The organism is Brevibacterium sp. 1718 (assembly GCF_051131255.1).
Taxonomy (GTDB): Bacteria; Actinomycetota; Actinomycetes; order Actinomycetales; family Brevibacteriaceae; genus Brevibacterium; species Brevibacterium sediminis.
Genome location: NZ_CP186550.1, coordinates 2,837,135 through 2,857,807 on the forward strand (window position 1 = coordinate 2,837,135; position 20,673 = coordinate 2,857,807).

Below are 20,673 nucleotides of genomic sequence, written 5' to 3' on the forward strand. Positions count from 1 at the left end.
ACTTCCGTCCCTTCGCCATCACCAGCGTGGTCGACTCAGCAGTTCCGGCAAAGTATGTTGCTGTGTAAAAGACGAATCGAATCGACGAGGAGGACACCCGTGAACTCCGAGGCACAGAACGAGACCGAAGCAGCGGCCGACATCGACGATGTGGTCGAGATCGACAGCGATGCCGAGATGAGCAGCCGAACGGAAGAGCGTCGGATCATCGGCGACGCCATTGCCCGTGGCGGCCAGGCGACGAGGTGGACCGCAGCGATCATCGCCCTCCTGTTCGTTGCCTCGGGACTGTGGTGGGCGGGAGGGCTTGTGATAGTCGCAACGACATTCGATCTGCCACGCCATGCGACCCAGCGCTTCGCGCGCAAGCGTGGAATCGAGCTGGACGTTCCTTCCATTGATGAGACCGAGAAGACGTCCTGGTTCGGGTTGATCATCGGAGTGGTCTTCTTCCCCGCCCTCTGCGGACTCATCGTGGCCGAGGCGAAGCTCGGCCACCCCCTGCTGCCGTGGTCGTGGAGGACTCCCCTCTACGACTCGGAGGACTTGTACATGGTTATGCCGATGGCCTTTGCCGGCTTGGCCATCACTGTCTCCTGGTTCATTCGCCGACGACGAGCGGCACGAACCGATACCGGCCGTGACGAGTGATCGTCAGCTCGTCGGAGCCAGGACCGTCTCGAACGACGCGGAGCATCTCCCCTGCGACGGGAATGACCATGGTGGCGCCGACGGTCAGCTGATCGACGAGCTGGTCGGGCAGTGATTCTGCCCCGGCGGAGACGAGGATCCGGTCGAACGGTGCCTCAGCCGGGAGGCCGAGGGCACCTGTAACGGCTTCGTGGAGGACCACCTCGGCGAGGGTCTCTCGGCCAGCGGAATCGGCGGTGACAGCTTCGATGGCCGCCCGCGAGGATTCGACGAGCTCGGGATGCCGTTCGACCCCGAGCACCCGCCCGGTCGGCCCGACGAGGACGGCGAGCAGCATCGAGGTCCATCCGGAGCCAGATCCGAGGTCGAGGACGGTGTCCCCCAGCTGCGGATCAAGCAGCCGGAGCATGTCCGCGACGGTGCTCGGCTGCGAATTCGTCTGCCGGTGCCCGATCGGCAGGGGCACATTGTCTGAGGCGTTCTGACGTTCCGCCATCGGCAAGAACGGTTCGCGCGGAACCCGGGCGAATGCCTCGGCGATTCGATCGTGCGTCTCATCCGTTGTCATGGTTCCTCCGATCCCCAGCGACCCCCCGGCACCTCCCATTGTGCCGATCCGCGCTGAGGGCACAATGGCGTCACCGAGTATCGTTGTGCCGTGACTCAATCTGATCTCGGCCGCGCCCAGAGCCTCATCACCTCAATTCCTGACTATCCCGAACCGGGAGTTGTCTTCCGCGACATCTCCCCGCTGCTCGCCGATGGTCCGGCGATGCGGGCCGTCACCGAGGCGCTCATCGAGCCTTTCGCAGGTCAGTTCGATATCGTCGGCGGGCTCGAGGCCCGTGGCTTCCTCTTCGCGGGTACCATCTCCGCGATGACGGGAGTCGGAATCCTGCCGATCCGCAAGGCTGGAAAGCTCCCCCGCCCAGCGGCTGCTGTGTCGTACACGCTCGAATACGGCACTGCCACGATCGAAGGTCCCGATGTTCTGAAGGAGGGCGAGCGCGTGCTGCTCATCGATGACATCCTCGCCACCGGCGGAACGCTCACAGCGGCCCAGTCCCTGGTCGCCGATCTCGGCGCCGAGGTCATCGGCTCAGCCGTCGTCCTTGAGCTCACCGCGCTCGGCGGACGCGAGCATACGGGCGAGGTTCATACCCTCTTCGCGGAGTGAGACGCCTCAGCTGACTCGGACGTCCTCAGCCGATGCGGATGAGGACGTCGCCGGCCGCGATCGGCCCCGCCTCGGCGAGAGACAGGTCTTCGGCGTCGGCTTCGAGAACGACGACCGGAACGACCACGGACTTCGCCGCTTCACGGGCGGCGGCCAAGTCCCAGACGACGATCTCTTCGCCGGCCTCGACCTGCTGCCCGGCCTCGGCACGGAGCGTGAAACCCCCTCCCTTCAGGTGAACGGTGTCGATGCCCAGGTGGACGAGCACACCCTGATCGGGTCGGTGGGAGATGACGAAGGCGTGGGGTTTGAGGCTCGTCAGCTTTCCCGCGACAGGAGCCGTGACCGTCAGGGTCGCGGCCTCGCCGGGGTCGACGGCCGCACCGGGGCCGACGAGCGCCTTTGCGAAGACGGGGTCGGGAACCTCCGTCAATGGGATCACCGTGCCGGTGATGGGTGCAGCGATCGTGACTGCCATAGTCAGCAGGCCGCCTTTCTCCAAAATCAGTTGTACTTCGCCTAGACTGACCTCAGACTACAGACAAGGATCACTGTCGACCAGCAGATGCTCACCGGCGAGCAGAGGAGACGAAGACGTGACTCAGCCCATGAGGTCTTCGATGTCATCGACGAGGTTGTCGGCTTCCGGACCGACGACGACCTGGACCGCGCTTCCCTGCACCACCACACCGAAAGCACCGGCTGCCGTGAGCGCCTGTTCGTTGACGAGAGAGTCATCGTCGACCTCGACGCGCAGGCGAGTGATGCACGCTTCGATGTCGTCGATGTTGTCGGCACCGCCCAGTCCGGCGAGGATCTGTGCTGCTTTGTCCATGTCTGTCACCTTCATCTCCGGCGTCCACGCGCCGGCGTCGATTTCACGTTCTGCGATCTGCGTCACAAGTCTACGGCGACTCGTGACCGACGGCCCCACTTCCGAGGAGGAATCCGATGACCACCGCATCCGCTGAGGCACCGAAGAAGCGCAGGAAGGCGATACCAGGGTTCGCCCAGCTCCAACGCGTCGGGCGCTCCCTCATGCTCCCGATCGCCGTGCTTCCGGCCGCGGCCCTGCTCATGCGCTTCGGCCAGCCGGACATGCTCGGCGCCGAGGGACTCGGCCAGTTCGCGGACTGGCTGCTGCCGGTGGCGACGGTCTTCGCGGCCGCCGGTTCGTCTCTGTTCGACAACCTGCCGCTGATCTTCGCCGTCGGTGTGGCCATCGGCTTCGCGAAGAAGGCCGACGGCTCCACGGCACTGGCTGCCGTCGTCGGCTATATGGTCCTCACCGGAGTCTTCACCGCCATGGCTCCGGGCTTCGGCTCGGACAACGGTGAGGGCGAGAACGTCATCAACTTCGGAGTGCTCGGCGGAATCGTCGTCGGCATCATCACCGCCCTGCTCTATCAGCGCTATCACCGGATCAAACTGCCGACCTACCTCGGCTTCTTCGGCGGACGCCGCTTCGTCCCGATCGTCACTGCGGTCGCGACAATGATCATCGCCGTGATCATGGCCCTCATCTACCCTGTCTTCGACGCCCTCATCAACAAGGGCGTGGGCGGCTTCCTCATGGAGCACGGCGCCAACCCGGGCACAGGGTTCGTCTTCGGTACCATCAACCGTCTCCTCATTCCCTTCGGACTGCACCATCTGCTGAACAATCTGCCCTGGTTCCAGCTGGGTTCGTGCACGACCTCCTCGGGGGACACCGCGCACGGCGACATCACCTGCTTCTTCTCCGGTGTGGACGGCACGGCCGACTGGACGGGGTCGTTCATGACCGGCTTCTTCCCGATCATGATGTTCGCGTTGCCGGCCGCAGCCCTGGCGATCTACCGCACCGCCCACCCGAAGCGTCGCAAGGTCGTCGGCGGCATCATGCTCTCGGTGGCGCTGACCGCGTTCATCACCGGAATCACGGAGCCGCTCGAATACGCCTTCGCCTATGTCGCATTCCCGCTCTACGCGGTCCACGCCGTGCTCACCGGCACATCTCTGGCATTGGTGAATGCGCTCGGCATCAAATCCGGATTCGGCTTCTCGGCCGGTGCGCTGGACTATCTGCTCAACCTCGGTCGAGCGTCGGAACTGTCCGGCGGCATCGGACCGGTCCTGCTTCTGCTGGTCATCGGCCTGGCCTATGCCGTCATCTACTACTTCCTGTTCCGGTGGGCGATCATCAAGTTCAATCTGCACACCCCGGGCCGCGAGGACGAGACCGACACCGGCACCGGTGCTCCTTCGGTCTTCGACGAAGCCCAGATCGCCGCCGAAGAGTCCACGGGCAAGAAGCGCGCACAGGACGAGGGCAGAAGCTGACCGTCCATGGAATGCTCCGGGGCCCGGTGACGTTATACGCTCGGTTCGGTGCCCTCACCGGGTGCCGAACCGGCGGACCCGATCAGCCTCGGATCCGTCCTGACCAGTGCATACGTGACGAAAGGCGGCACCATGACGGTTCCCACACTCACTCTCAACGACGGCAAGACGATCCCGCAGCTGGGATTCGGCGTCTTCAAGGTCGACCCCGACGAGACCGAACGCATCGTCACCGACGCCCTCGAAGTCGGCTACCGCCACATCGACACCGCTGCCGTCTACGGCAATGAGGAAGGCGTAGGCCGGGCCATCGCGAAGTCCGGGATCTCCCGCGACGAACTCTTCGTGACGACCAAGCTGTGGAATGACCGCCACGGTGCGGAGGAATCCAAGCGGGCCCTCGGAGAATCCCTGGAGAAGCTCGGCCTCGACCATGTCGACCTCTACCTCATCCATTGGCCGACCCCGGCGAACAAGAACTCCGTCGAGACCTGGGAGGCCTTCCCCGGCTACCGCGACCAGGGCCTGACCACCTCGATCGGCGTCTCGAACTTCGACCACCGCTTCCTGCCGGAGATCCTCGATACGGGCATCATCCCGGCCGTCGACCAGATCGAGGTCCACCCGCAGTTCCAGCAGGTCGAGACCCGTCCGCTGCTTGCCGAGCACGACATCAAGATCGAAGCCTGGGGTCCGCTGGGCCAGGGCAAGGTCGACTACGCGAACACCGTCATCGGTGAGATCGCCGCCGCCCATGAGAAGTCCTGGGCTCAGGCGATCATCCGCTGGCACCTGCAGAAAGGTCACGTCGTCTTCCCGAAGTCGAACAACCGCGACCGCATGGAGCAGAACTTCGACGTCTTCGACTTCGAACTCACCGACGCCGAGGTGGCAGCCATCGACGCGCTCGAAAACGGCGGCCGCGTCTCGGCCGATCCCGCCGAGGTGAACTGACCCGTTCAGGTTCGACCAAAACCTCGCCGAGGCGGCCCACCCCGACCAACGATCGTGACCGACGTGGCCGGTTGGGCAGTCAGGTCGAGCAATGACGAAGCCGCCGGAGAGTTCCGACTCTCCGGCGGCTTCGTCGTTCTGTCACGCCACCGTCCGCCCGTCGACGCCGAGGACGACGGCGTCGATGAGCACCGGTCCGTCGGCCTGCAGCGCTTCACGGTAGGCCGCGTCGAATTCCTCGCGAGTCGTGGTCCGGCTGGCCGGGACACCGTAGCCCTGCGCCAACGACACGAAGTCGATCGTGCCCAGAGTCAGCCCCGGGATGTCAGGGACGCCCATCCGCTCGGCGAATCCGGAGAGCGCACCGTATCCGGAGTTGTTGACGATGACGAAGATCGTCTTCGTGCCCAACTGGGCGGCCGTGTACAGAGCTGTGAGCCCGTAGTTCGCCGACCCGTCACCGACGGTGGCGACAATGGTCTTCTCCGGGTCGCCGATCGCCAAACCCAGCGCGACCGGCAGCCCGAAGCCGAGCCCTCCCGAGGCCGGGAAGTGGTACATGCCCGGCCTGTCGATGACGATCCGCTCGAGGTAGTCGAGGTCGAGGGTGGTCGTCTCATTGACGTACACGACGCTGTCGTCGACATGATCGTTGAGCACGGCGAGCACCTCGGTGCCGGTCATTCCCTGCTCTGACCGCGGCGGGGAGGTGACGATTCGAGACCCACGGTCGCCTCGGCGAGTTCCTCGATCCGTCGTCGCTGCAGCGAGGTCGGCGAGCGCGGTCGCGACGTCCGCGACGACGGCGCGGCCGAACGGTGCCCGTGTCGCCTCACGCGGGTCCTGGGTGATCTGGATGACCTCGGTGCCCGGCGCCAGATAGTTCGCCGGCTCCCAGCGGTGGTACCGGAACGTGGCGGCTCCCATAACGAGCACGACGTCGTGGCCGGACAATCGGTCGCGCACCGATCGGATGCCCGGAACCAGGACGCCTTCGAAGTTCGGATGGGTCGTCGGGAACGGGCACCGCGTCGGTGAGGGTGCGACGTAGACGGAGGCGTTCAGGCGTTCGGCCAGCACCATTGCGTCCTCATAGACCGTCGGATCAGCCACGGCTGCGGCATCGACCTGCGGGCCGAGGACGAGGGCAGGGTTCTGTGCCCCGTCGAGAACGTCCGTGAGTTCGCGGCGCAGCGACTCCGGCATGGTTCCTGCCGTCGTCACCGAACGCTTCGCCAACAGTGCGTCATCGGGGAGGGCCGGTTCGTCCCAGTCATCGAGCGGAACGGACACATAGACGGGACCACTCGGCTGGGTGGTTGCCTCGAGTGCCGCCTGCGACAGCGTGCGCGGCACGTCGGTGGCCGACAGCGGCTCGTGCGAGTACTTCACCAGCGGGGCGGGCAGCATCGAGGCATCGACGCTGGCGAGCATCGTCTCCTGACCGACGGTGCGGCGCACCTGCTGACCTGCGAGGACGACCAGCGGAACGTGGCCGTAGTGGGCGTTCGTCAACGCCCCCATGCCGTTGCCCGACCCCGAGGCGGCGTGCAGATTCACCAACGCCGGCCCTCCCGTGGCCCGTGCGAATCCTTCGGCCATACCGACGACGACCTGCTCGTGCAGACCGAGGACGAACCGGAAGTCGTCGCCCAGTCCTGCGAGGAACGGCAGTTCGTTCGATCCCGGATTTCCGAAGATCGTCGTCATCCCGTGGGCACGGAAGACCTCCAGACTCGCGTCGAGGACTGTCTTCTCTCCGTCGTCTCTGTCGGATTGGTCGACCATTGTGCCTCTGCTTTCGTTCATAGTTCTCGCACGGAGGAGCCGAGTTGCGTGGCGCCTCTCCCACCTCACCATATCCGTTGGCGCATCAGCCCAGCACGCGGATCGGCTCTCCTGTGACCCAGGCTGCGATGTCCTCGACCGCCTGAGTGAAGAAGATCCGATAGGTGTCTTCGGTGACGTATCCCAGGTGCGGGGTGAGCACAGTGCGCGGTGTGCTGCGGAGGCGATGGTCCACCGGCAGCGGCTCTTCGTCGTGGACGTCGAGTCCGGCCCCACGGATCCCACCTGCTTCCAGCATGGTGATGAGCGCGTCGGTGTCGACGAGTCCGGCGCGCGAGGTGTTGACGAGGATGCTGTCGGGCTTCATCGTCTCAAGTTCGGCGGCTCCCACGAGTCCTCGGCTGCGGTCGCTGAGTTTGTAGTGGATCGTCACCACGTCCGCGGTGGAGAACAGTTCGTCCTTGCTCACCGCGCGCACGCCCAGGGCGTCCGCCCGTTCCGCGTCGAGGTTCTGGCTCCACGCCACGACGTCCATTCCGAAGGCCGCACCGACCCGCGCGACCTTCGTTCCCAGACGTCCCAGACCGACCACGCCGAGGCGGTGCCCATCGAGGTCTCCCCCGACGGTCGACTGCCAGCCGCCGCCTCGGACAGCGGCGTCCTCGGCCGGGATGCTGCGCAGAACGGAAAGGATGAGTCCCCAGGTCAGCTCCGGTGTCGCCGAGGTGGTCGACTCGGTTCCGCAGACCACGATCCCCTGCGCACGCGCCGCCTCCACGTCAATGGAGGCGTTGACCCGTCCCGTGGTCACGAGCAGACGGAGGTCCGGCAGCCGTTCCAGCCGGCCGGCGGTGAAGGCGGTTCGCTCCCGCATCGCCACAGCCACCTCGGCGCCGGAGAGGACCTGCACCAGGTCATCGTCGTCGACGATGTGACGATCGATGAACTCGACCTCGGCGTCGAGACCGCTCCAGTCCGCGAACTTGCCTGCCACCTGCTGATAGTCATCGAGAACGACGATGCGCATTGTGTTCCTCTCCTGAAGTCGTGTGACCTACATCCTAGAGCCGATCGCCGAGGCGGTGCAGACGTGACGTCTGCACCGCCTCGGCGATGGTGGAACCGTTCCGTATCGCTGAGCGTCACCCGAAGGCAAGCGGAATCAGCAACGGACCTTGAACTGGATCAGAAGCAGACCGCGCCCTTCGACGCCGACTGCACGAGCTTCGCGTACTTGCCGAGCACACCGGTGAGACGGTGGTTCTCGGGCAGGGTCCAGGACTTGCGACGCTCGGCCAGCACCTCCTCGTCGACGTGGAGCTCGATCGAGCGGGCCGCGATGTCGACGGTGATCTTGTCCCCGTCCTCGACGAGCGCGATCGGACCGCCGTCGACCGCCTCGGGGGCGATGTGGCCGATGCACAGACCTGTCGAACCGCCGGAGAAGCGACCGTCGGTGAGCAGCAGGACGTCCTTGCCGATGCCCGCGCCCTTGATGGCGCCGGTGATCGCGAGCATCTCGCGCATTCCGGGTCCGCCCTTGGGGCCTTCGTAGCGGATGACGACGACGTCGCCCTTCTTCAGCTCGCCGTTGAGCACGGCGTCCATCGCCGGCTTCTCCTGGTCGAAGACGCGAGCGGTGCCTTCGAAGACGTCGGCGTCGAAACCGGCGGACTTCACGACGGCACCTTCGGGGGCCAGCGATCCCTGCAGCACTGTGAGGCCGCCGGTGGCGTGGATCGGATTGCTTAGCGCACGCAGGATCTTCCCGTCGGGGTCCGGCGGGTTGATCGACTCAAGGTTCTCGGCCACGGTCTTGCCGGTCACGGTCAGGCAGTCTCCGTTGAGCAGACCCGCGTCGAGGAGGGCCTTCATGATCACGGGCACGCCGCCGATCTTGAAGACGTCGTTCATCACATACTGGCCGAAGGGCTTGACGTTGCCCAGGTGCGGGACCTTGTCGCCGATGCGGTTGAAGTCATCGAGCTCCAGCGTCACTCCGGCCTCGTGCGCGATGGCCAGGAGGTGGAGCACTGCATTGGTCGATCCGCCGAAGGCCATGACCACGGCGATCGCATTGTGGAGCGATTCGCGGGTGATGATGTCCTTCGCGGTGATGCCCTGACGCAGCAGGTTGACGACCGCCTCGCCGGACTTGCGGGCGAACATCGTGCGGTTGCGGTGGATCGCCGGCGGAGCGGCCGAACCCGGCAGCGACATGCCCATCGCCTCGGCGGCCGAGGCCATCGTGTTCGCGGTGTACATTCCGCCGCAGGCACCCTCGCCGGGGCAGACGGCGCGCTCGATGGCGTCGACGTCCTTCTGGGACATGGTGCCCGCACGGCAGGCGCCGACGGCTTCGAAGGCGTCGATGAGGGTGACTTCCCTCTCCGAGCCGTCCTCCATCTTCGCGGTTCCGGGCATGATCGAACCGTTGTAGAGGAAGACGCTCGAGAGCCCGAGGCGGGCGGAGGCCATGAGCATTCCGGGGATCGACTTGTCGCAGCCGGCCATGAGCACGGAGCCGTCGAGTCGTTCGGCGCTCATCACGGTTTCCACGGAGTCGGTGATGACCTCGCGGGAGACCAGCGAATAGTGCATTCCCTCGTGGCCCATCGAGATTCCGTCCGAGACGGAGATGGTGCCGAATTCCAGCGGGAAGCCACCGGCCTCGTGGACGCCTTCCTTGGCAGCCGAACCGAGACGCTGCAGCGACATGTTGCAGGGGGTGATCTCATTCCACGAGGTCGCGATCGCAACCTGCGGCTTCACCCAGTCGTCGTCGCCCATGCCGACGGCGCGCAGCATTCCACGCGCGGCAGTGGCCTCGAGACCGTCAGTGACATCGCGAGAACGGGGTTTGATGTCGGGAGTGGTGGTGTCTGTATCGATGCTCATGCAGGCATGCTACGCCCGATTTCAGCATCCGCATGCCGGACTCTCGCATGGTGGAACCTCTCGTGGGAACCATGCGAGAGTCCGACCGCGGGGACATGTTCCGGCCGTGCTTAGGTCAGATTCGCGTGACCTATTGCCGGCGATGCAGGCCCGCGATTCGCTGCGCCTCGGGCCCCAGCTCACGGCAGCTCAGGCCTTGATAAGATTGACCGGCTGCTCACCGTCGTTGATCCGCCTGACCTGCTCGGCGAGGATCTTCACGACCCGTGGTTCGAACGCCGAGGTGTCGCCTCCGACATGGGGTGTGATGAGGGTGTTCGGGGTGCCCCACAGCGCGTGGTTGCGCGGCAGCGGCTCCGGATCGGTGACGTCGAGGGCGGCATGGAGCCGGCCCGCGGCGAGTTCCGCCACAAGCGCCTCCGTGTCGACGACCTTGCCGCGGGCGACGTTGACGATGAGCGCATTGTCGGGAAGCAGGCTGAGGAACTTCTCATCGACGAGGCGGTGGGTGCCCTCGTTGAGCGGGGTGATGAGCACGACCACCTCGGTGTGGGGCAGTAGTTCCGGCAGCTCGTCGACGCCGTGGATCTTCCCGCGCTCGTCCTCACGTGCGGTCGAGGCCACTCGGGTGAGCTGGACTTCGAAGGGGTCGAAGCGGTCGGCGATGGCCGAGCCGATCTCGCCGACGCCGATGATCATCACCCGCCGGTCCTGCAGCGAGCGGTGACGCTGGTGCTCCCATACCCGCGAGACCTGCGAGCGCACGGCGTCATCGATTCCGCGCAGGCTGGCCAGGGTCAGCGCCAGGGCGAGCTCGGCGGTGCCCCCGGTGTGCACGCCGGAGGCGGTCGCCACCTGGATTCCGCGTTCGGGTAGGTGGGCGACGGGATCGAATCCGGTCGTCTGAGTGATGACCATGCGCAGATTGGGCAGCTCGTCGAGCAGCTCGATCGTCGGCCCGGAATCCATGTACGGCAGGATGACGACATCGACATCGTCACGACTGAGCTTGGCCGAACGTTCGGCATCGGAGAAGACGACGAGGTCGACGTTCGCGCGCTGGTGAGCAGGTATCCGAGCGATCACACGGTTGCGGAGCTCGGAGTTCGGGAAGGCGATTGTGGTGATGGACATGCCCTCATTGTGGCACGCAGCCCTGCCCGGTGCCGAGAACCTCGTCACTCTGAGATGACGGGCCTCGTCACTCGGGCAGCGCCCGCCTCATCACTCCGGCAGCGCTTTCCCGATCCGCGTGAACACGGCCTCGAGCACCTCGAGTTCGGCGTCGCTGACATGGTCGAAGAAGATCTCGTCGACATAGCTCTTGTGCTGGGACCCGGCGGACAGGAATGCCCGCGCTCCCGCCTCGGTGAGTGCGACATTGTGGGCACGCCCGTCATCGAGACACTGGGTCTTCGTCACCAGTCCCGCGTCGACGAGGACCTTGATCCGATAGTTCAGCCGCGACGGCGAGAAGACGAGCTTCTTCGCCAGGGCGCTCATCGTCAGCGTCCGCTCCGGGGCTTCCCACAGCAGGAGCAGAGTGTTGTAGTCGCTGACGTCGAGCCCCGCATCGTCCTTGAGCTGGACCTCGAGGGCCTGACGGAGGCGCTGCGAGGTCTCGAAATAGGTCCGCCACGCGTTCTGCGCCAGCGCCTCCCTTCCGAGCCCGAATCTGATCTCCGTCATCTCAGTCCTCGAGCAGCTGCGCGAACGGGGTGACGTTCGCGGGGTCGAATTCGTCGATGATTCCGCGATTCGCCGAGGAGGTGCCCCGGGTCGCGCCCGCCCCTGCACCTGCGTGCGAATCGGGGTCGGCCACCTCGGCGAGGTCGTCGTTTCCGGCGCCGATGATCGCTGCGGTCAGGGACACGAGTTCCTCCCCCGCCTGACGGATCCGGGCGGTCAGCGCACGGCCGCCTTCGACGGTCCCCCAGTCGTCGGTCGCGGCGAACACCGTGGTGGGCACGACGACGCCCTTGAGGTAGGACAGCATCGGCCGCAGCACCGCGTCCCCGGCCAGCGAATGGCGGGCGGTGCCGCCGGTGGAGGCGATGAGCACGGGTTTGCGGCTCAGCGTCTTGTCGTCGATAAGCTGCCAGAACAGGGTGTGCAGTCCGACGGGGGCGGCCTTGTACACCGGTGCGACAGTGACGATCGCATCGGCGGCGGCGATGGTCGCGAAGGCCGACTCCAGCGCTTCGGAGCGGAACCCGGTCAGGGTCATATCCGTGAGCGCAGTGGCGAGGTTGCGGACGTTGATGACGTCCGTGGTCACGTTGATGCCCACCGATTCCCCCGCCGAGGCGGCCTGGCCGAGGACCCGGTTCGTGAGCTTGAGCGTGGTCGAGTCCTCGCTCAGCGAGGTGGTCACGGCCACGATGGTCATCGTGTTCGTGCTCATGAGCGGTCGGCTCCTTCCGGTGTCGCATTCTGGGCGGCTTCGGCGGCGCGGGCCTGGCGGTCTTCGTAGGCCCGCGATCCTTCTCCGCCGCCGGGGATCGGGTCACGGCCCTCGCGGTGCCGGATGACGAGGGATGCGTGGGTGGGAGCGTCGGGGACTTCGGCCGGGCGGCCCTTCGCGAACTCCTCGCGGAGGACGGGGATGACCTCTTCGCCGAGGAGGTCGAGCTGTTCGAGCACCGTCTTCTGCGGCAGTCCCGCATGATCGATGAGGAAGAGCTGGCGCTGGTAGTCCCCGGCCCAGTCGCGGAAGCTCAGGGTGCGCTCGATGACCTGCTGCGGCGAGCCGACGGTCAGCGGAGTCTGCGTCGAGAAGTCCTCGAGGCTGGGCCCGTGGCCGTAGACCGGGGCGTTGTCGAAGTAGGGACGGAACTCGCGGACGGCGTCCTGGGAGTTCTTGCGCATGAACACCTGACCGCCGAGGCCGACGATCGCCTGACTGGCCTTGCCATGGCCGTAGTATTCGTAGCGCTGGCGGTAGAGCTGAACCATCCGCGCGGTGTGCGAGGTCGGCCAGAAGATGTTGTTGTGGAAGAATCCGTCGCCGTAGTAGGCGGCCTGTTCGGCGATCTCGGGGCTGCGGATCGAGCCGTGCCAGACGAACGGCGGCACCTCGTCCAGTGGGGTCGGGGTGACGGTGAAACCGTTGAGAGGAGTGCGGAACTTGCCTTCCCAGTCGAGGCTCTTCTCACGCCACAGACGGTAGAGCAGATTGTAGTTCTCCACGGCCAGCGGGATGCCGGCACGGATGTCCTTGCCGAACCACGGGTAGACGGGGCCGGTGTTGCCGCGGCCCATGATCAGGCTGATGCGACCATCGGAGAGGTGCTGCGCGTACGAGTAGTCCTCGGCGATGCGCACGGGATCAGTTGTGGTGATGAGCGTGGTCGCCGTGGAGAGTTCGAGCTTCTCCGTCTGTGCGGCGATGTTGGCCAGCAGGACCGGCGGGTTCGCCGGAGCCACGAAGGGCGGGTTGTGGTGCTGCCCGGTGGCGAAGACGTCGAGTCCGACCTCCTCAGCCTTTTTGGCGATCTCGACGGTGTTCTTGATCCGCTGGTTCTCGCTGACGGTGGTGCCGTCGGTGGGGTCGGTGGTGACATCGCCGATGGTGAAGATTCCGAATTCCATGACGCCTCCTGCATCTGGGCTGCTGCGGTTCTCGCGTCCGCCCTGCTGATTGGACTAACTTCAATTTTGAAGTAACTAGTTGAAATCTTAACAGAGATGGTCGCGAAAGTATTCCCGGCCCCAGAGCGGTCACCTGGGTGGGACGCGAGGCCATGATCGCAAACGGTCGACTGTTGGGTCGATCCACGGTGTTTCCGCGGTTCCAGCCCGATTTTCACCGTGGATCGACCCAACAATGCACGAAAAGCGGCTCCCGCCCGTAGGCAGGAACCGCTTTTCGTGTCTGTTCGCCGAGACCGGTTCGCTGAGCACAGCAGCGAACCGGAGCATGGCCGCGGCGGTGGACTCAGATCCAGAGGGCCGGATCCTCGAGGACGAAATCCGGGTGCGTCGTCGACGACTCGGCTCCCGCCTTCGCCGAAGCGGCGCCGTCCTTCTTCTTCGAGCGCACGGTCGCGGGGATGCCGACAGCGCTCGAGTCGGCCGGCACGTCCTTGACGACGACGGCGTTGGCTCCGACCGCGGAGTTGTCGCCGACGACGACGGGGCCGAGGATCTTCGCCCCGGCTCCGACGAGCACGTGGTTGCCGATCGTCGGGTGGCGCTTCGTCTGTGCCATCGACGTACCGCCGAGGGTGACCTGATGGTAGAGCATGACATCGTCGCCGACTTCCGAGGTCTCCCCGATGACGACTCCGTTGGCGTGGTCGATGAAGAAGCGACGCCCGATCCTGGCCCCTGGGTGGATCTCCACCCCGGTCAGCGTCCGCACGAGCTGGGACATCAGTCGCGCCGGAACCTTTCCGGCATCGTGCTGCCACAGCCGGTGGAGTCCGCGGTGCGCCCAGATGGCATGCATCCCGGGGTAGGAGACCAGGGAGACGAAATCATTGCGCGCCGCCGGATCGCGTCGCTTCACCGTCTCGAGGTCTTCTCTCAGCGTCTCGCGCACACCGGGTCGGCTCAGCCCAAAGGCGGCCGCCCCCGCAGCTGCCGCGGCCGCTGCCCACAGTGCCTTCATCATTGACTCCCTTGCTCAGTCGTCTCGGTCTATCTCGTGCAAGTCGGATCCGGTCGGAAGAATTCCCGCGACCCTCCGACAGGGAACGTCTCAGACAGCGAGGGCGCCAAACCGAAGTCTGACGCCCTCACGCTGTTCACTCGCGCTCAGTCGAGGTATTCCGAGAACAGCGGTGTCGACAGGTAGCGCTCGCCGAAGTCGGGGAGGACGACGACGATGCGCTTGCCGGCGTTCTCGGGGCGCGAAGCGACCTGCTCAGCCGCAGCAAGGGCAGCACCCGAAGAGATTCCGACGAGCAGACCCTCTTCCTTGGCGACCTCGCGGGCCCGCTCGATGGCGACCTCGTTGTCGATGTCGACGACCTCGTCGTAGATCTCAGTGTTGAGGATGCCCGGCACGAAGTTCGCACCCAGACCCTGGATGGCATGCGGTCCGGCAGTGCCCTCGGTCAGCAGCGGCGAGGCGGAGGGTTCGACGGCGACGATCTTGACCTCAGGCAGCGCCTCACGCAGAGCGGCGCCTGCGCCGGAGATGGTGCCGCCGGTGCCGATGCCGGCAACGAAGATGTCGACCTTGTTATCGGTGTCGGCGAGGATCTCGGGGCCGGTCGTGGCCTTATGGATCTCAGCATTGGCTTTGTTCTCGAACTGACGGACGAGCACGGCCCCCTCGGCGGCGACCTCTTCCGCCTTCGCCACGGCACCTTTCATACCCGCAGCCTTGTCGGTGAGGACGAGCTCGGCTCCGAAGGCGCGCAGCAGAGCACGGCGCTCCTTCGACATCGATTCGGGCATCGTGAGGACGACCTTGTAGCCGCGGGAGGTGCCGACCATGGCCAGCGCAATGCCGGTATTGCCCGAAGTCGCCTCAACGATGGTTCCGCCGGGCTTGAGTTCGCCGGACTTCTCGGCGGCGTCGATCATCGCCACGCCGATGCGGTCCTTGACGGAGTTGCCGGGGTTCGAGGATTCGAGCTTCGCCACGATCTCGGCGCCCGACCGGTCACTGGCCTTGTTGATGCGCACCAGCGGCGTGCGGCCGACGAGTTCGGAGACGTTGTTGAAGATGGTCAAAGTAAGTCCTTTCACGATTCTTTGTGCACCGCCGTCGGCGGCCACTCGCCGTTCGGCGGACGTGCACCTGAACGGGTGGAGCGACAGCTTGCATCTCGTGGTCCGAGACGGCTTGCCCTCATCATAACCACGCCGACCTTGAACGTGTTCCCAGATATGTTGCTCAACAATCTGTGTTCGCTGGGGGCGAAACTTTATGACGGCCCCTATCACATACCCGAGATGGCCGCATATCCATCCACTCGATCGAGCGCGGGATACGATCAACCGCTGAGCAATCGGTGGACACGGTCACCGAGGCGGCCCTCCCCCGAGATCGCGCCCGAGCGCTGCGATCGGGCCGAGTCTGAGACGGTCTCAGGTGACCGATACGATTGTCCCCATGGCTATTCATCCCATCGTCGTCTACGGCGAGCCCGTTCTGCATCGTCGTGCCGAGAAGATCACCGAGTTCGACGAGGACCTTGCCGAACTCGTCGCAGACATGCACGAGACGCTCGACGCCAGCAACGGTGTCGGACTGGCCGCACCGCAGATCGGTGTCGGCAAGTCCATCTTCGTGTTCAACGCCGACGATGACTATGGTGTGCGTCGTCGCGGCACCTTCGTCAATCCCGTGCTCATTGCCTCGAAGGTTCCCGATACCCGTCCTGATCCCGACGATGAGACCGAAGGATGCCTGTCGGTGCCGAGTCTCGATTTCCCCCTCAAACGTGCCGACAGGGTCACCGTCAACGGCTTCGATGAGAAAGGCGAACCGGTGACCCTGAGCGCTGACGGGTGGTTCGCGCGCATCATGCAGCACGAATACGACCACCTGCAGGGAACCCTCTACGTCGACCGTCTCGACAAGCGGTGGTCGAAGAAGTGGAAGAAAGCCCAGGAGGCTCACGGCTATAACCAGCCGGGCCAGTCATGGATGCCGGGAGTCGACCCCGACCCTTTCGGTCACTGAGCCGGGGGCGAGCTCAGGCTTCGAGTTCGTCCACGGACTTCTGAGCCGCGGCGAGCCGGGTGTCGAAGTCGTCGAAATCATCGGCAGTCTGGTCGAGTTCGGCGACGAGTCCGGAGATGATCGACGACTGCGAATCCGCATCGATGCGCAGCTCCCTGAACTGCCAATCGGCGGAATCATCGGCTGCGGTGCGAGACAGCACATCGAGCACTCGATCGCCGAGCTCGCGGGAGCGTTCGGAGTTGTGCAGCAGCATCAGCTGCTGATCGAGTTCGAGCAGCCGCTCGTAGTATTCGTGCATCGACTCCACCCGGCGGGCCATCGACGAGAATGCGACGGCCAGCTTCGACAGATAGGTCTCCACCGACTTCGCGGTTCCCGCATCGCGGATGCCTTCGATCTCCTCGCGCAGGCTGACGAGTTCCTGCAGCCGCACTCCGATGGAGGCCACGGCATGGTCGAGGTCGACGCGGGAGACGTGGTCTTTGAGTATCGGGTGGGTCCAGGCACGGGTGTGCACGATCTTGCGAGCGATCGTGACCGCGAGATGGAACAGACGCTGTTCGTCGGTGTCCCGGCCTTCCTTGCGCCCCGGCAGATAGCCGAGACTGGCCGGAGTCACCCACTGGGCGCCGGCGACCTTGCGCCGGTTCTTCCGACTCAGTCGCTTCGGGTCACGCAGGTACTTGGGCCCGGTGACGGCGGCGAAGATTCCGGTGCCCAGGGCGGTAGCCGCACCCATTCCGCCGAAGGTCAGTGCGGCGTCGGCGAATCCCGAGACCAGAGCCAGTCCCCCGGGAGCCGCGAATCCCGCGGTCACGGCGGTGCCGGCGGCAGTGCCGCCCTTGAACAGGACGCTGGAGCGGAAGAAGTTCCGGCTCATCCCACCGGTGAGCATGATCGCGCTCGGGGCTCCGGCCGTGTAGCGGTATCCGCGGGCACTCCAGGCTCGCAGCACCGCCTCGTTGACGCTGTCGGGCACGAGCACCCGATAGATCGGCGCGGACTTCCCGCATTCGCTCTTCCACAGCGATTTCCACTCAGACACCGCTTCACCTCCACGCGTGTGGGTCACGCACTCGGCCCTGTCCCTGCGGGCCATCGGCTGCGGGGAATGCGAACAGCCACACCCTCCGCTGTGCTCGGGAAACCGGTCGGTTCCCTTGGACGCACAGTCTAGAGGGTGTGGCTGGATCAATCCTGAGTCCTGCTCGGCACTGTCAGGCGCCGCCGTCGACCAAGATCGGAGTCGGACCTGTACTCAGACGCCCAACTTGGCGAGGATGAGGTCCTTGGCCTTTCCGGCATCGGCCTGCCCGCGGGTGGCCTTCATGATCGGACCCATGAGCGCTCCGATGGCCTGCATCTTCCCGCCCTTGATCTTCTCGACCACATCGGGGTTGGCCGCGATGGCCTCCTCGACGGCGGCTTCGAGTGCACCGGTGTCCTCGACGATTTCGAGGTCGCGGGCCTTCATCACCTCGGCGGGCTCGCCTTCGCCGGCGATGACTCCGGTGAGCACATCCTTGGCCAGCTTGTCGTTGAGCTTGCCCTCGTTGATGAGATCGACGAGTCCTGCCACCTGGGCGGGTGTGATGATCTCGGTGGGGTGTTTGTCCTCCTGGTTGGCCAGGCGTGCGACCTCACCGGTCCACCACTTGCGTGCCGCTGCGGGCTTCGCACCAGCGGTGACGGTGTCCTCGATGGCTTCGAGGAGTCCGGCGTTGACGATGTCGCGCATCTCCAGGTCGGAGAACTTCCATTCCCCGAGGAGGCGGCGCCGCTTCTGCGCCGGCAGCTCGGGCAGGCTCGCCCGCAGCTCCTCGACCCATTCGCGGGACGGCTGCAGCGGGACGAGGTCGGGCTCGGGGAAGTAGCGGTAGTCGTCGGCGTCGGACTTCGGACGCCCCGAGGAGGTCTCTCCGGTCTCCTCGTGGAAGTGACGGGTCTCCTGGACGACCTTCTCCCCCGCCTCGAGGAGAGTCGCCTGGCGAGCGATCTCGAAGCGCACTGCGCGTTCGATCGAGCGGAAGGAGTTGACGTTCTTCGTCTCCGTGCGGGTGCCCAGCGGAGCCTCGGGGCTCTCCCGCAGGGACACGTTGACGTCGGCGCGGACGTTGCCCTGCTCCATGCGGGCTTCGGAGACGTCGAGGGCGCGGAAGATGTCCCGCAGGGTCCGCACATAGGCGGCGGCCACCTCGGCGGCCCGTTCCCCTGTACCGGTGATCGGGTGGGTGACGATCTCAACGAGCGGCACACCGGCGCGGTTGTAGTCGACGAGGGAATGGTCGGCCCCCTGGATGCGGCCGGTGGCCCCTCCCACGTGGGTGTTCTTGCCGGCGTCTTCCTCCATGTGGGCGCGCTCGACGGGGACGGTCACGATGGTGCCGTCTTCGAGCTCGACCTCAACCTGGCCTTCGGCCGCGATCGGCTCATCGGACTGGCTGGTCTGGAAGTCCTTGGGCACGTCCGGGTAGAAGTAGTTCTTGCGAGCGAACCGGCAGGTTTCGGCGATCTCGCAGCCGAGGGCCAGACCGATCTTGATCGCGTACTCCACACCCTTCTCGTTGACCACGGGCAGGGATCCGGGCAGGCCGAGCGAGGTGGGGGTCACGTTCGTGTTCGGTCCCCCGCCGAAGGTGTTGGGGGCGGCGTCGAACATCTTGGTCGCGGTGCCGAGTTCGACGTGGACCTCGATGCCGATGACCGGATCGTATTTCTTGATCGCGTCTTCGTATTTCACTTGGCGTTCAGTCCTTCCGCGAGAGTGTCGAGCACGCGTCCGCCGGCGGATTCGAGTGCGGCTTCCAAGGGTCCGGCCACCTCGTAGAGCTTGACGTCCTCACGGGCCGGAGCCAGGATCTGGAAGCCGACGGGCAGACCATCGGCCAGGCCCGCAGGCAGAGACAGTCCGGGAATTCCGGCGAGGTTCGCCGGGATCGTCGCCACGTCGCCGAGGTAGAGTGCCATCGGGTCGGCGGCCTTCTCCGCACCGAACTTCAGTGCGGTTGTCGGGGTCGTCGGGGACACCAGGACGTCGCAGGCGGCGAAGGCCTTCGCGAAGTCGTTCTGGACCAGGGTGCGGATCTTCTGCGCCGAGCCGTAGTAGGCGTCGTAGTAGCCGGCCGACAGGGCGTAGGTGCCGAGGATGATGCGGCGCTTGACCTCCGATCCGAAGCCTGCGGCACGAGTGGCCGACATGACGGTCTCGGCGGTGACGGGACCGGATTCCGGTTCGACGCGCAGGCCGTAGCGCATGCCGTCATAGCGAGCGAGGTTCGAAGACACCTCGGAGGGCATGATGAGGTAGTAGGCGTCGAGGGCGTAGGAGATCGACGGGCAGTCGACCTCGACGATCTCGGCTCCGGCAGCGGCAGCGGTTTCCAGCGCTGCCGTGAACGCGGTACGGACTCCGTCCTGGTATCCTTCACCGGCCAGCTGCTTGATGACGCCGAGCTTCTTGCCCTTGAGCTCGCTGGTCTGGGCGGCGCTCAGGAATCCGCCGACCTCATCGGGCAGCGAGGTCGAGTCGAGCGGATCATGTCCGGCCAGCAGTTCGTGCAGGGCTGCGGCGTCGGCGACGTTGCGGCCCATCGGTCCGACCTGGTCGAGGCTCGAGGCCATGGCGATGATGCCGAAGCGCGAGATCGAACCATAGGTCGGCTTGACGCCGACGGTGCCGGTGAACGCGGCGGGCTGGCGGACGGATCCGCCCGTATCGGTGCCCACGGACAGCGGGGCCTGGAATCCGGCCAGCGCTGCGGCCGCGCCCCCCGACGATCCTCCGGGCACGTGGTCGAGGTTCCACGGGTTGCGGGTGTTGCCGAAGGCCGAGTGCTCGGTCGTCGAGCCCATGGCGAACTCGTCGAGGTTGGTCTTGCCGAGCACCGGCAGTCCTGCGGCCTTGACCTTGTTGTGGACGGTCGATTCGTAGGGCGGAACCCAGTTCTCGAGCATCTTCGACCCGGCGGTCGTACGCGTGCCTTCGGTGACGACAAGGTCTTTCAGCGCCACCGGAACACCGGCCAGGGCGTGGAGGTCCTCACCGGCGGAGCGCTTGGCGTCGACGGCCTTCGCGGTCTCCAGAGCGAGCTCGTCGGTGACGGTGATGAAGGAGTTGAAGTCATCCTCAGTGGAGGCGATGTGGTCGAGGTGCGCCTGTGTGACGTCGACGGAGGAGAACTCGCCGGATTTCAGACCTGCGGCGAGTTCGAGGGCGCTCTTGTTCGTCAGTTCAGTCATC

20 protein-coding genes are annotated in these 20,673 nt (G+C 65.6%); 5 read left to right on the plus strand and 15 right to left on the minus strand.

Going from position 1 to position 20,673, the window contains the following annotated elements; all coding sequences use genetic code 11:
• Nucleotides 1-99: 99 nt before the first annotated feature.
• Nucleotides 100-651 (plus strand): hypothetical protein, encoded by a 552-nt coding sequence (locus tag ACOZ9V_RS12750; RefSeq protein ID WP_181271642.1) that lies wholly within the window; start codon nt 100-102, stop codon nt 649-651.
• On the opposite strand, the gene ACOZ9V_RS12755 is transcribed toward ACOZ9V_RS12750, so the two are convergent.
• Nucleotides 602-1,219 carry a protein-L-isoaspartate O-methyltransferase family protein gene (locus tag ACOZ9V_RS12755; RefSeq protein WP_139908484.1) on the minus strand — a complete coding sequence of 206 codons (618 nt, stop codon included), beginning with the start codon at nt 1,217-1,219 and terminating at the stop codon, nt 602-604. The genes ACOZ9V_RS12750 and ACOZ9V_RS12755 overlap by 50 nt on opposite strands.
• Before the next feature lie 90 nt (nt 1,220-1,309).
• Here ACOZ9V_RS12755 and ACOZ9V_RS12760 point away from each other — a divergent pair, with 90 nt between their 5' ends.
• On the plus strand, nt 1,310-1,828 hold the full coding sequence (locus ACOZ9V_RS12760) for an adenine phosphoribosyltransferase (protein ID WP_139908485.1): 519 nt from the start codon (nt 1,310-1,312) through the stop codon (nt 1,826-1,828).
• 25 nt (nt 1,829-1,853) lie between these two features.
• Here the strand turns inward: ACOZ9V_RS12760 and ACOZ9V_RS12765 are convergent, their stop codons facing one another.
• Both ACOZ9V_RS12765 and ACOZ9V_RS12770 read right to left on the minus strand, forming a co-directional pair.
• On the minus strand, nt 1,854-2,306 hold the full coding sequence (locus tag ACOZ9V_RS12765) for a PTS sugar transporter subunit IIA (RefSeq protein ID WP_181271641.1): 453 nt from the start codon (nt 2,304-2,306) through the stop codon (nt 1,854-1,856).
• Between the two features lie 123 nt (nt 2,307-2,429).
• Complete coding sequence (locus ACOZ9V_RS12770) at nt 2,430-2,792, minus strand: glucose PTS transporter subunit EIIB (protein WP_139468876.1); 363 nt, start codon at nt 2,790-2,792, stop codon at nt 2,430-2,432.
• Here ACOZ9V_RS12770 and ACOZ9V_RS12775 point away from each other — a divergent pair.
• Nucleotides 2,780-4,150: a PTS transporter subunit EIIC gene (locus ACOZ9V_RS12775; protein WP_181271640.1), complete on the plus strand. Its 1,371-nt coding sequence runs from the start codon at nt 2,780-2,782 to the stop codon at nt 4,148-4,150. The two genes, ACOZ9V_RS12770 and ACOZ9V_RS12775, sit on opposite strands and share 13 nt — an antisense overlap.
• Before the next feature lie 132 nt (nt 4,151-4,282).
• A complete protein-coding gene (locus ACOZ9V_RS12780) occupies nt 4,283-5,104 on the plus strand; it encodes an aldo/keto reductase (RefSeq protein ID WP_139468878.1) in 822 nt (273 codons plus the stop codon).
• 141 nt (nt 5,105-5,245) lie between these two features.
• Here the strand turns inward: ACOZ9V_RS12780 and mdlC are convergent, their stop codons facing one another.
• From mdlC to cysK, 9 genes are all read right to left on the minus strand, one after another.
• The gene (mdlC, locus tag ACOZ9V_RS12785; protein ID WP_181271639.1) at nt 5,246-6,892 is read right to left on the minus strand and encodes a benzoylformate decarboxylase; all 1,647 of its coding nucleotides are present in this window, start codon (nt 6,890-6,892) and stop codon (nt 5,246-5,248) included.
• An 85-nt stretch (nt 6,893-6,977) separates the two neighbouring features.
• Nucleotides 6,978-7,919: a D-2-hydroxyacid dehydrogenase family protein gene (locus ACOZ9V_RS12790; RefSeq protein ID WP_181271638.1), complete on the minus strand. Its 942-nt coding sequence runs from the start codon at nt 7,917-7,919 to the stop codon at nt 6,978-6,980.
• Between the two features lie 158 nt (nt 7,920-8,077).
• On the minus strand, nt 8,078-9,790 hold the full coding sequence (ilvD, locus tag ACOZ9V_RS12795; RefSeq protein WP_434590578.1) for a dihydroxy-acid dehydratase: 1,713 nt from the start codon (nt 9,788-9,790) through the stop codon (nt 8,078-8,080).
• 189 nt (nt 9,791-9,979) lie between these two features.
• Nucleotides 9,980-10,924 (minus strand): 2-hydroxyacid dehydrogenase, encoded by a 945-nt coding sequence (locus ACOZ9V_RS12800; protein WP_139468887.1) that lies wholly within the window; start codon nt 10,922-10,924, stop codon nt 9,980-9,982.
• Nucleotides 10,925-11,014: 90 nt separating this feature from the next.
• Nucleotides 11,015-11,479 (minus strand): MarR family winged helix-turn-helix transcriptional regulator, encoded by a 465-nt coding sequence (locus tag ACOZ9V_RS12805; RefSeq protein ID WP_434590581.1) that lies wholly within the window; start codon nt 11,477-11,479, stop codon nt 11,015-11,017.
• A 1-nt stretch (nt 11,480) separates the two neighbouring features.
• Complete coding sequence (locus ACOZ9V_RS12810) at nt 11,481-12,194, minus strand: NAD(P)H-dependent oxidoreductase (protein ID WP_434590584.1); 714 nt, start codon at nt 12,192-12,194, stop codon at nt 11,481-11,483.
• The gene (locus ACOZ9V_RS12815; protein WP_434590587.1) at nt 12,191-13,381 is read right to left on the minus strand and encodes an LLM class flavin-dependent oxidoreductase; all 1,191 of its coding nucleotides are present in this window, start codon (nt 13,379-13,381) and stop codon (nt 12,191-12,193) included. Before ACOZ9V_RS12815 ends, ACOZ9V_RS12810 begins: the two co-directional genes overlap by 4 nt.
• A gap of 346 nt (nt 13,382-13,727) precedes the next feature.
• Nucleotides 13,728-14,402 (minus strand): serine O-acetyltransferase EpsC, encoded by a 675-nt coding sequence (gene epsC / locus ACOZ9V_RS12820; RefSeq protein WP_139908497.1) that lies wholly within the window; start codon nt 14,400-14,402, stop codon nt 13,728-13,730.
• Between the two features lie 146 nt (nt 14,403-14,548).
• Entirely contained in the window at nt 14,549-15,475 is a 927-nt protein-coding gene (cysK, locus tag ACOZ9V_RS12825) for a cysteine synthase A (RefSeq protein ID WP_139468890.1), read from the minus strand.
• A 382-nt stretch (nt 15,476-15,857) separates the two neighbouring features.
• Between cysK and def the strand changes: the two genes are divergently transcribed.
• Nucleotides 15,858-16,430 (plus strand): peptide deformylase, encoded by a 573-nt coding sequence (def, locus tag ACOZ9V_RS12830; protein ID WP_139468891.1) that lies wholly within the window; start codon nt 15,858-15,860, stop codon nt 16,428-16,430.
• Between the two features lie 13 nt (nt 16,431-16,443).
• Here the strand turns inward: def and ACOZ9V_RS12835 are convergent, their stop codons facing one another.
• The 3 genes from ACOZ9V_RS12835 to gatA form a co-directional block, all read right to left on the minus strand.
• Nucleotides 16,444-17,478 (minus strand): hypothetical protein, encoded by a 1,035-nt coding sequence (locus ACOZ9V_RS12835; protein WP_434590590.1) that lies wholly within the window; start codon nt 17,476-17,478, stop codon nt 16,444-16,446.
• Nucleotides 17,479-17,691: 213 nt separating this feature from the next.
• Nucleotides 17,692-19,173 (minus strand): Asp-tRNA(Asn)/Glu-tRNA(Gln) amidotransferase subunit GatB, encoded by a 1,482-nt coding sequence (gene gatB, locus ACOZ9V_RS12840; protein ID WP_172171171.1) that lies wholly within the window; start codon nt 19,171-19,173, stop codon nt 17,692-17,694.
• A complete protein-coding gene (gatA, locus tag ACOZ9V_RS12845; RefSeq protein WP_434590593.1) occupies nt 19,170-20,672 on the minus strand; it encodes an Asp-tRNA(Asn)/Glu-tRNA(Gln) amidotransferase subunit GatA in 1,503 nt (500 codons plus the stop codon). Before gatA ends, gatB begins: the two co-directional genes overlap by 4 nt.
• Nucleotide 20,673: the final 1 nt, after the last annotated feature.

What these genes read in the sequence shown, in the direction of transcription:
- ACOZ9V_RS12800 (WP_139468887.1), bottom strand. Translation starts at nt 10,924, where the DNA reads ATGTCCATCACCACAATCGCCTTCCCGAACTCCGAGCTCCGCAACCGT.
- ACOZ9V_RS12765 (WP_181271641.1), bottom strand. Translation starts at nt 2,306, where the DNA reads ATGGCAGTCACGATCGCTGCACCCATCACCGGCACGGTGATCCCATTG.
- ACOZ9V_RS12810 (WP_434590584.1), bottom strand. Translation starts at nt 12,194, where the DNA reads ATGAGCACGAACACGATGACCATCGTGGCCGTGACCACCTCGCTGAGC.
- epsC (WP_139908497.1), bottom strand. Translation starts at nt 14,402, where the DNA reads ATGAAGGCACTGTGGGCAGCGGCCGCGGCAGCTGCGGGGGCGGCCGCC.
- ACOZ9V_RS12770 (WP_139468876.1), bottom strand. Translation starts at nt 2,792, where the DNA reads ATGCGGTGGTCATCGGATTCCTCCTCGGAAGTGGGGCCGTCGGTCACG.
- ACOZ9V_RS12755 (WP_139908484.1), bottom strand. Translation starts at nt 1,219, where the DNA reads ATGACAACGGATGAGACGCACGATCGAATCGCCGAGGCATTCGCCCGG.
- ACOZ9V_RS12815 (WP_434590587.1), bottom strand. Translation starts at nt 13,381, where the DNA reads ATGGAATTCGGAATCTTCACCATCGGCGATGTCACCACCGACCCCACC.
- gatA (WP_434590593.1), bottom strand. Translation starts at nt 20,672, where the DNA reads ATGACTGAACTGACGAACAAGAGCGCCCTCGAACTCGCCGCAGGTCTG.
- ACOZ9V_RS12790 (WP_181271638.1), bottom strand. Translation starts at nt 7,919, where the DNA reads ATGCGCATCGTCGTTCTCGATGACTATCAGCAGGTGGCAGGCAAGTTC.
- ACOZ9V_RS12805 (WP_434590581.1), bottom strand. Translation starts at nt 11,479, where the DNA reads ATGACGGAGATCAGATTCGGGCTCGGAAGGGAGGCGCTGGCGCAGAAC.
- ACOZ9V_RS12780 (WP_139468878.1), top strand. Translation starts at nt 4,283, where the DNA reads ATGACGGTTCCCACACTCACTCTCAACGACGGCAAGACGATCCCGCAG.
- ACOZ9V_RS12775 (WP_181271640.1), top strand. Translation starts at nt 2,780, where the DNA reads ATGACCACCGCATCCGCTGAGGCACCGAAGAAGCGCAGGAAGGCGATA.
- def (WP_139468891.1), top strand. Translation starts at nt 15,858, where the DNA reads ATGGCTATTCATCCCATCGTCGTCTACGGCGAGCCCGTTCTGCATCGT.
- mdlC (WP_181271639.1), bottom strand. Translation starts at nt 6,892, where the DNA reads ATGGTCGACCAATCCGACAGAGACGACGGAGAGAAGACAGTCCTCGAC.
- ilvD (WP_434590578.1), bottom strand. Translation starts at nt 9,790, where the DNA reads ATGAGCATCGATACAGACACCACCACTCCCGACATCAAACCCCGTTCT.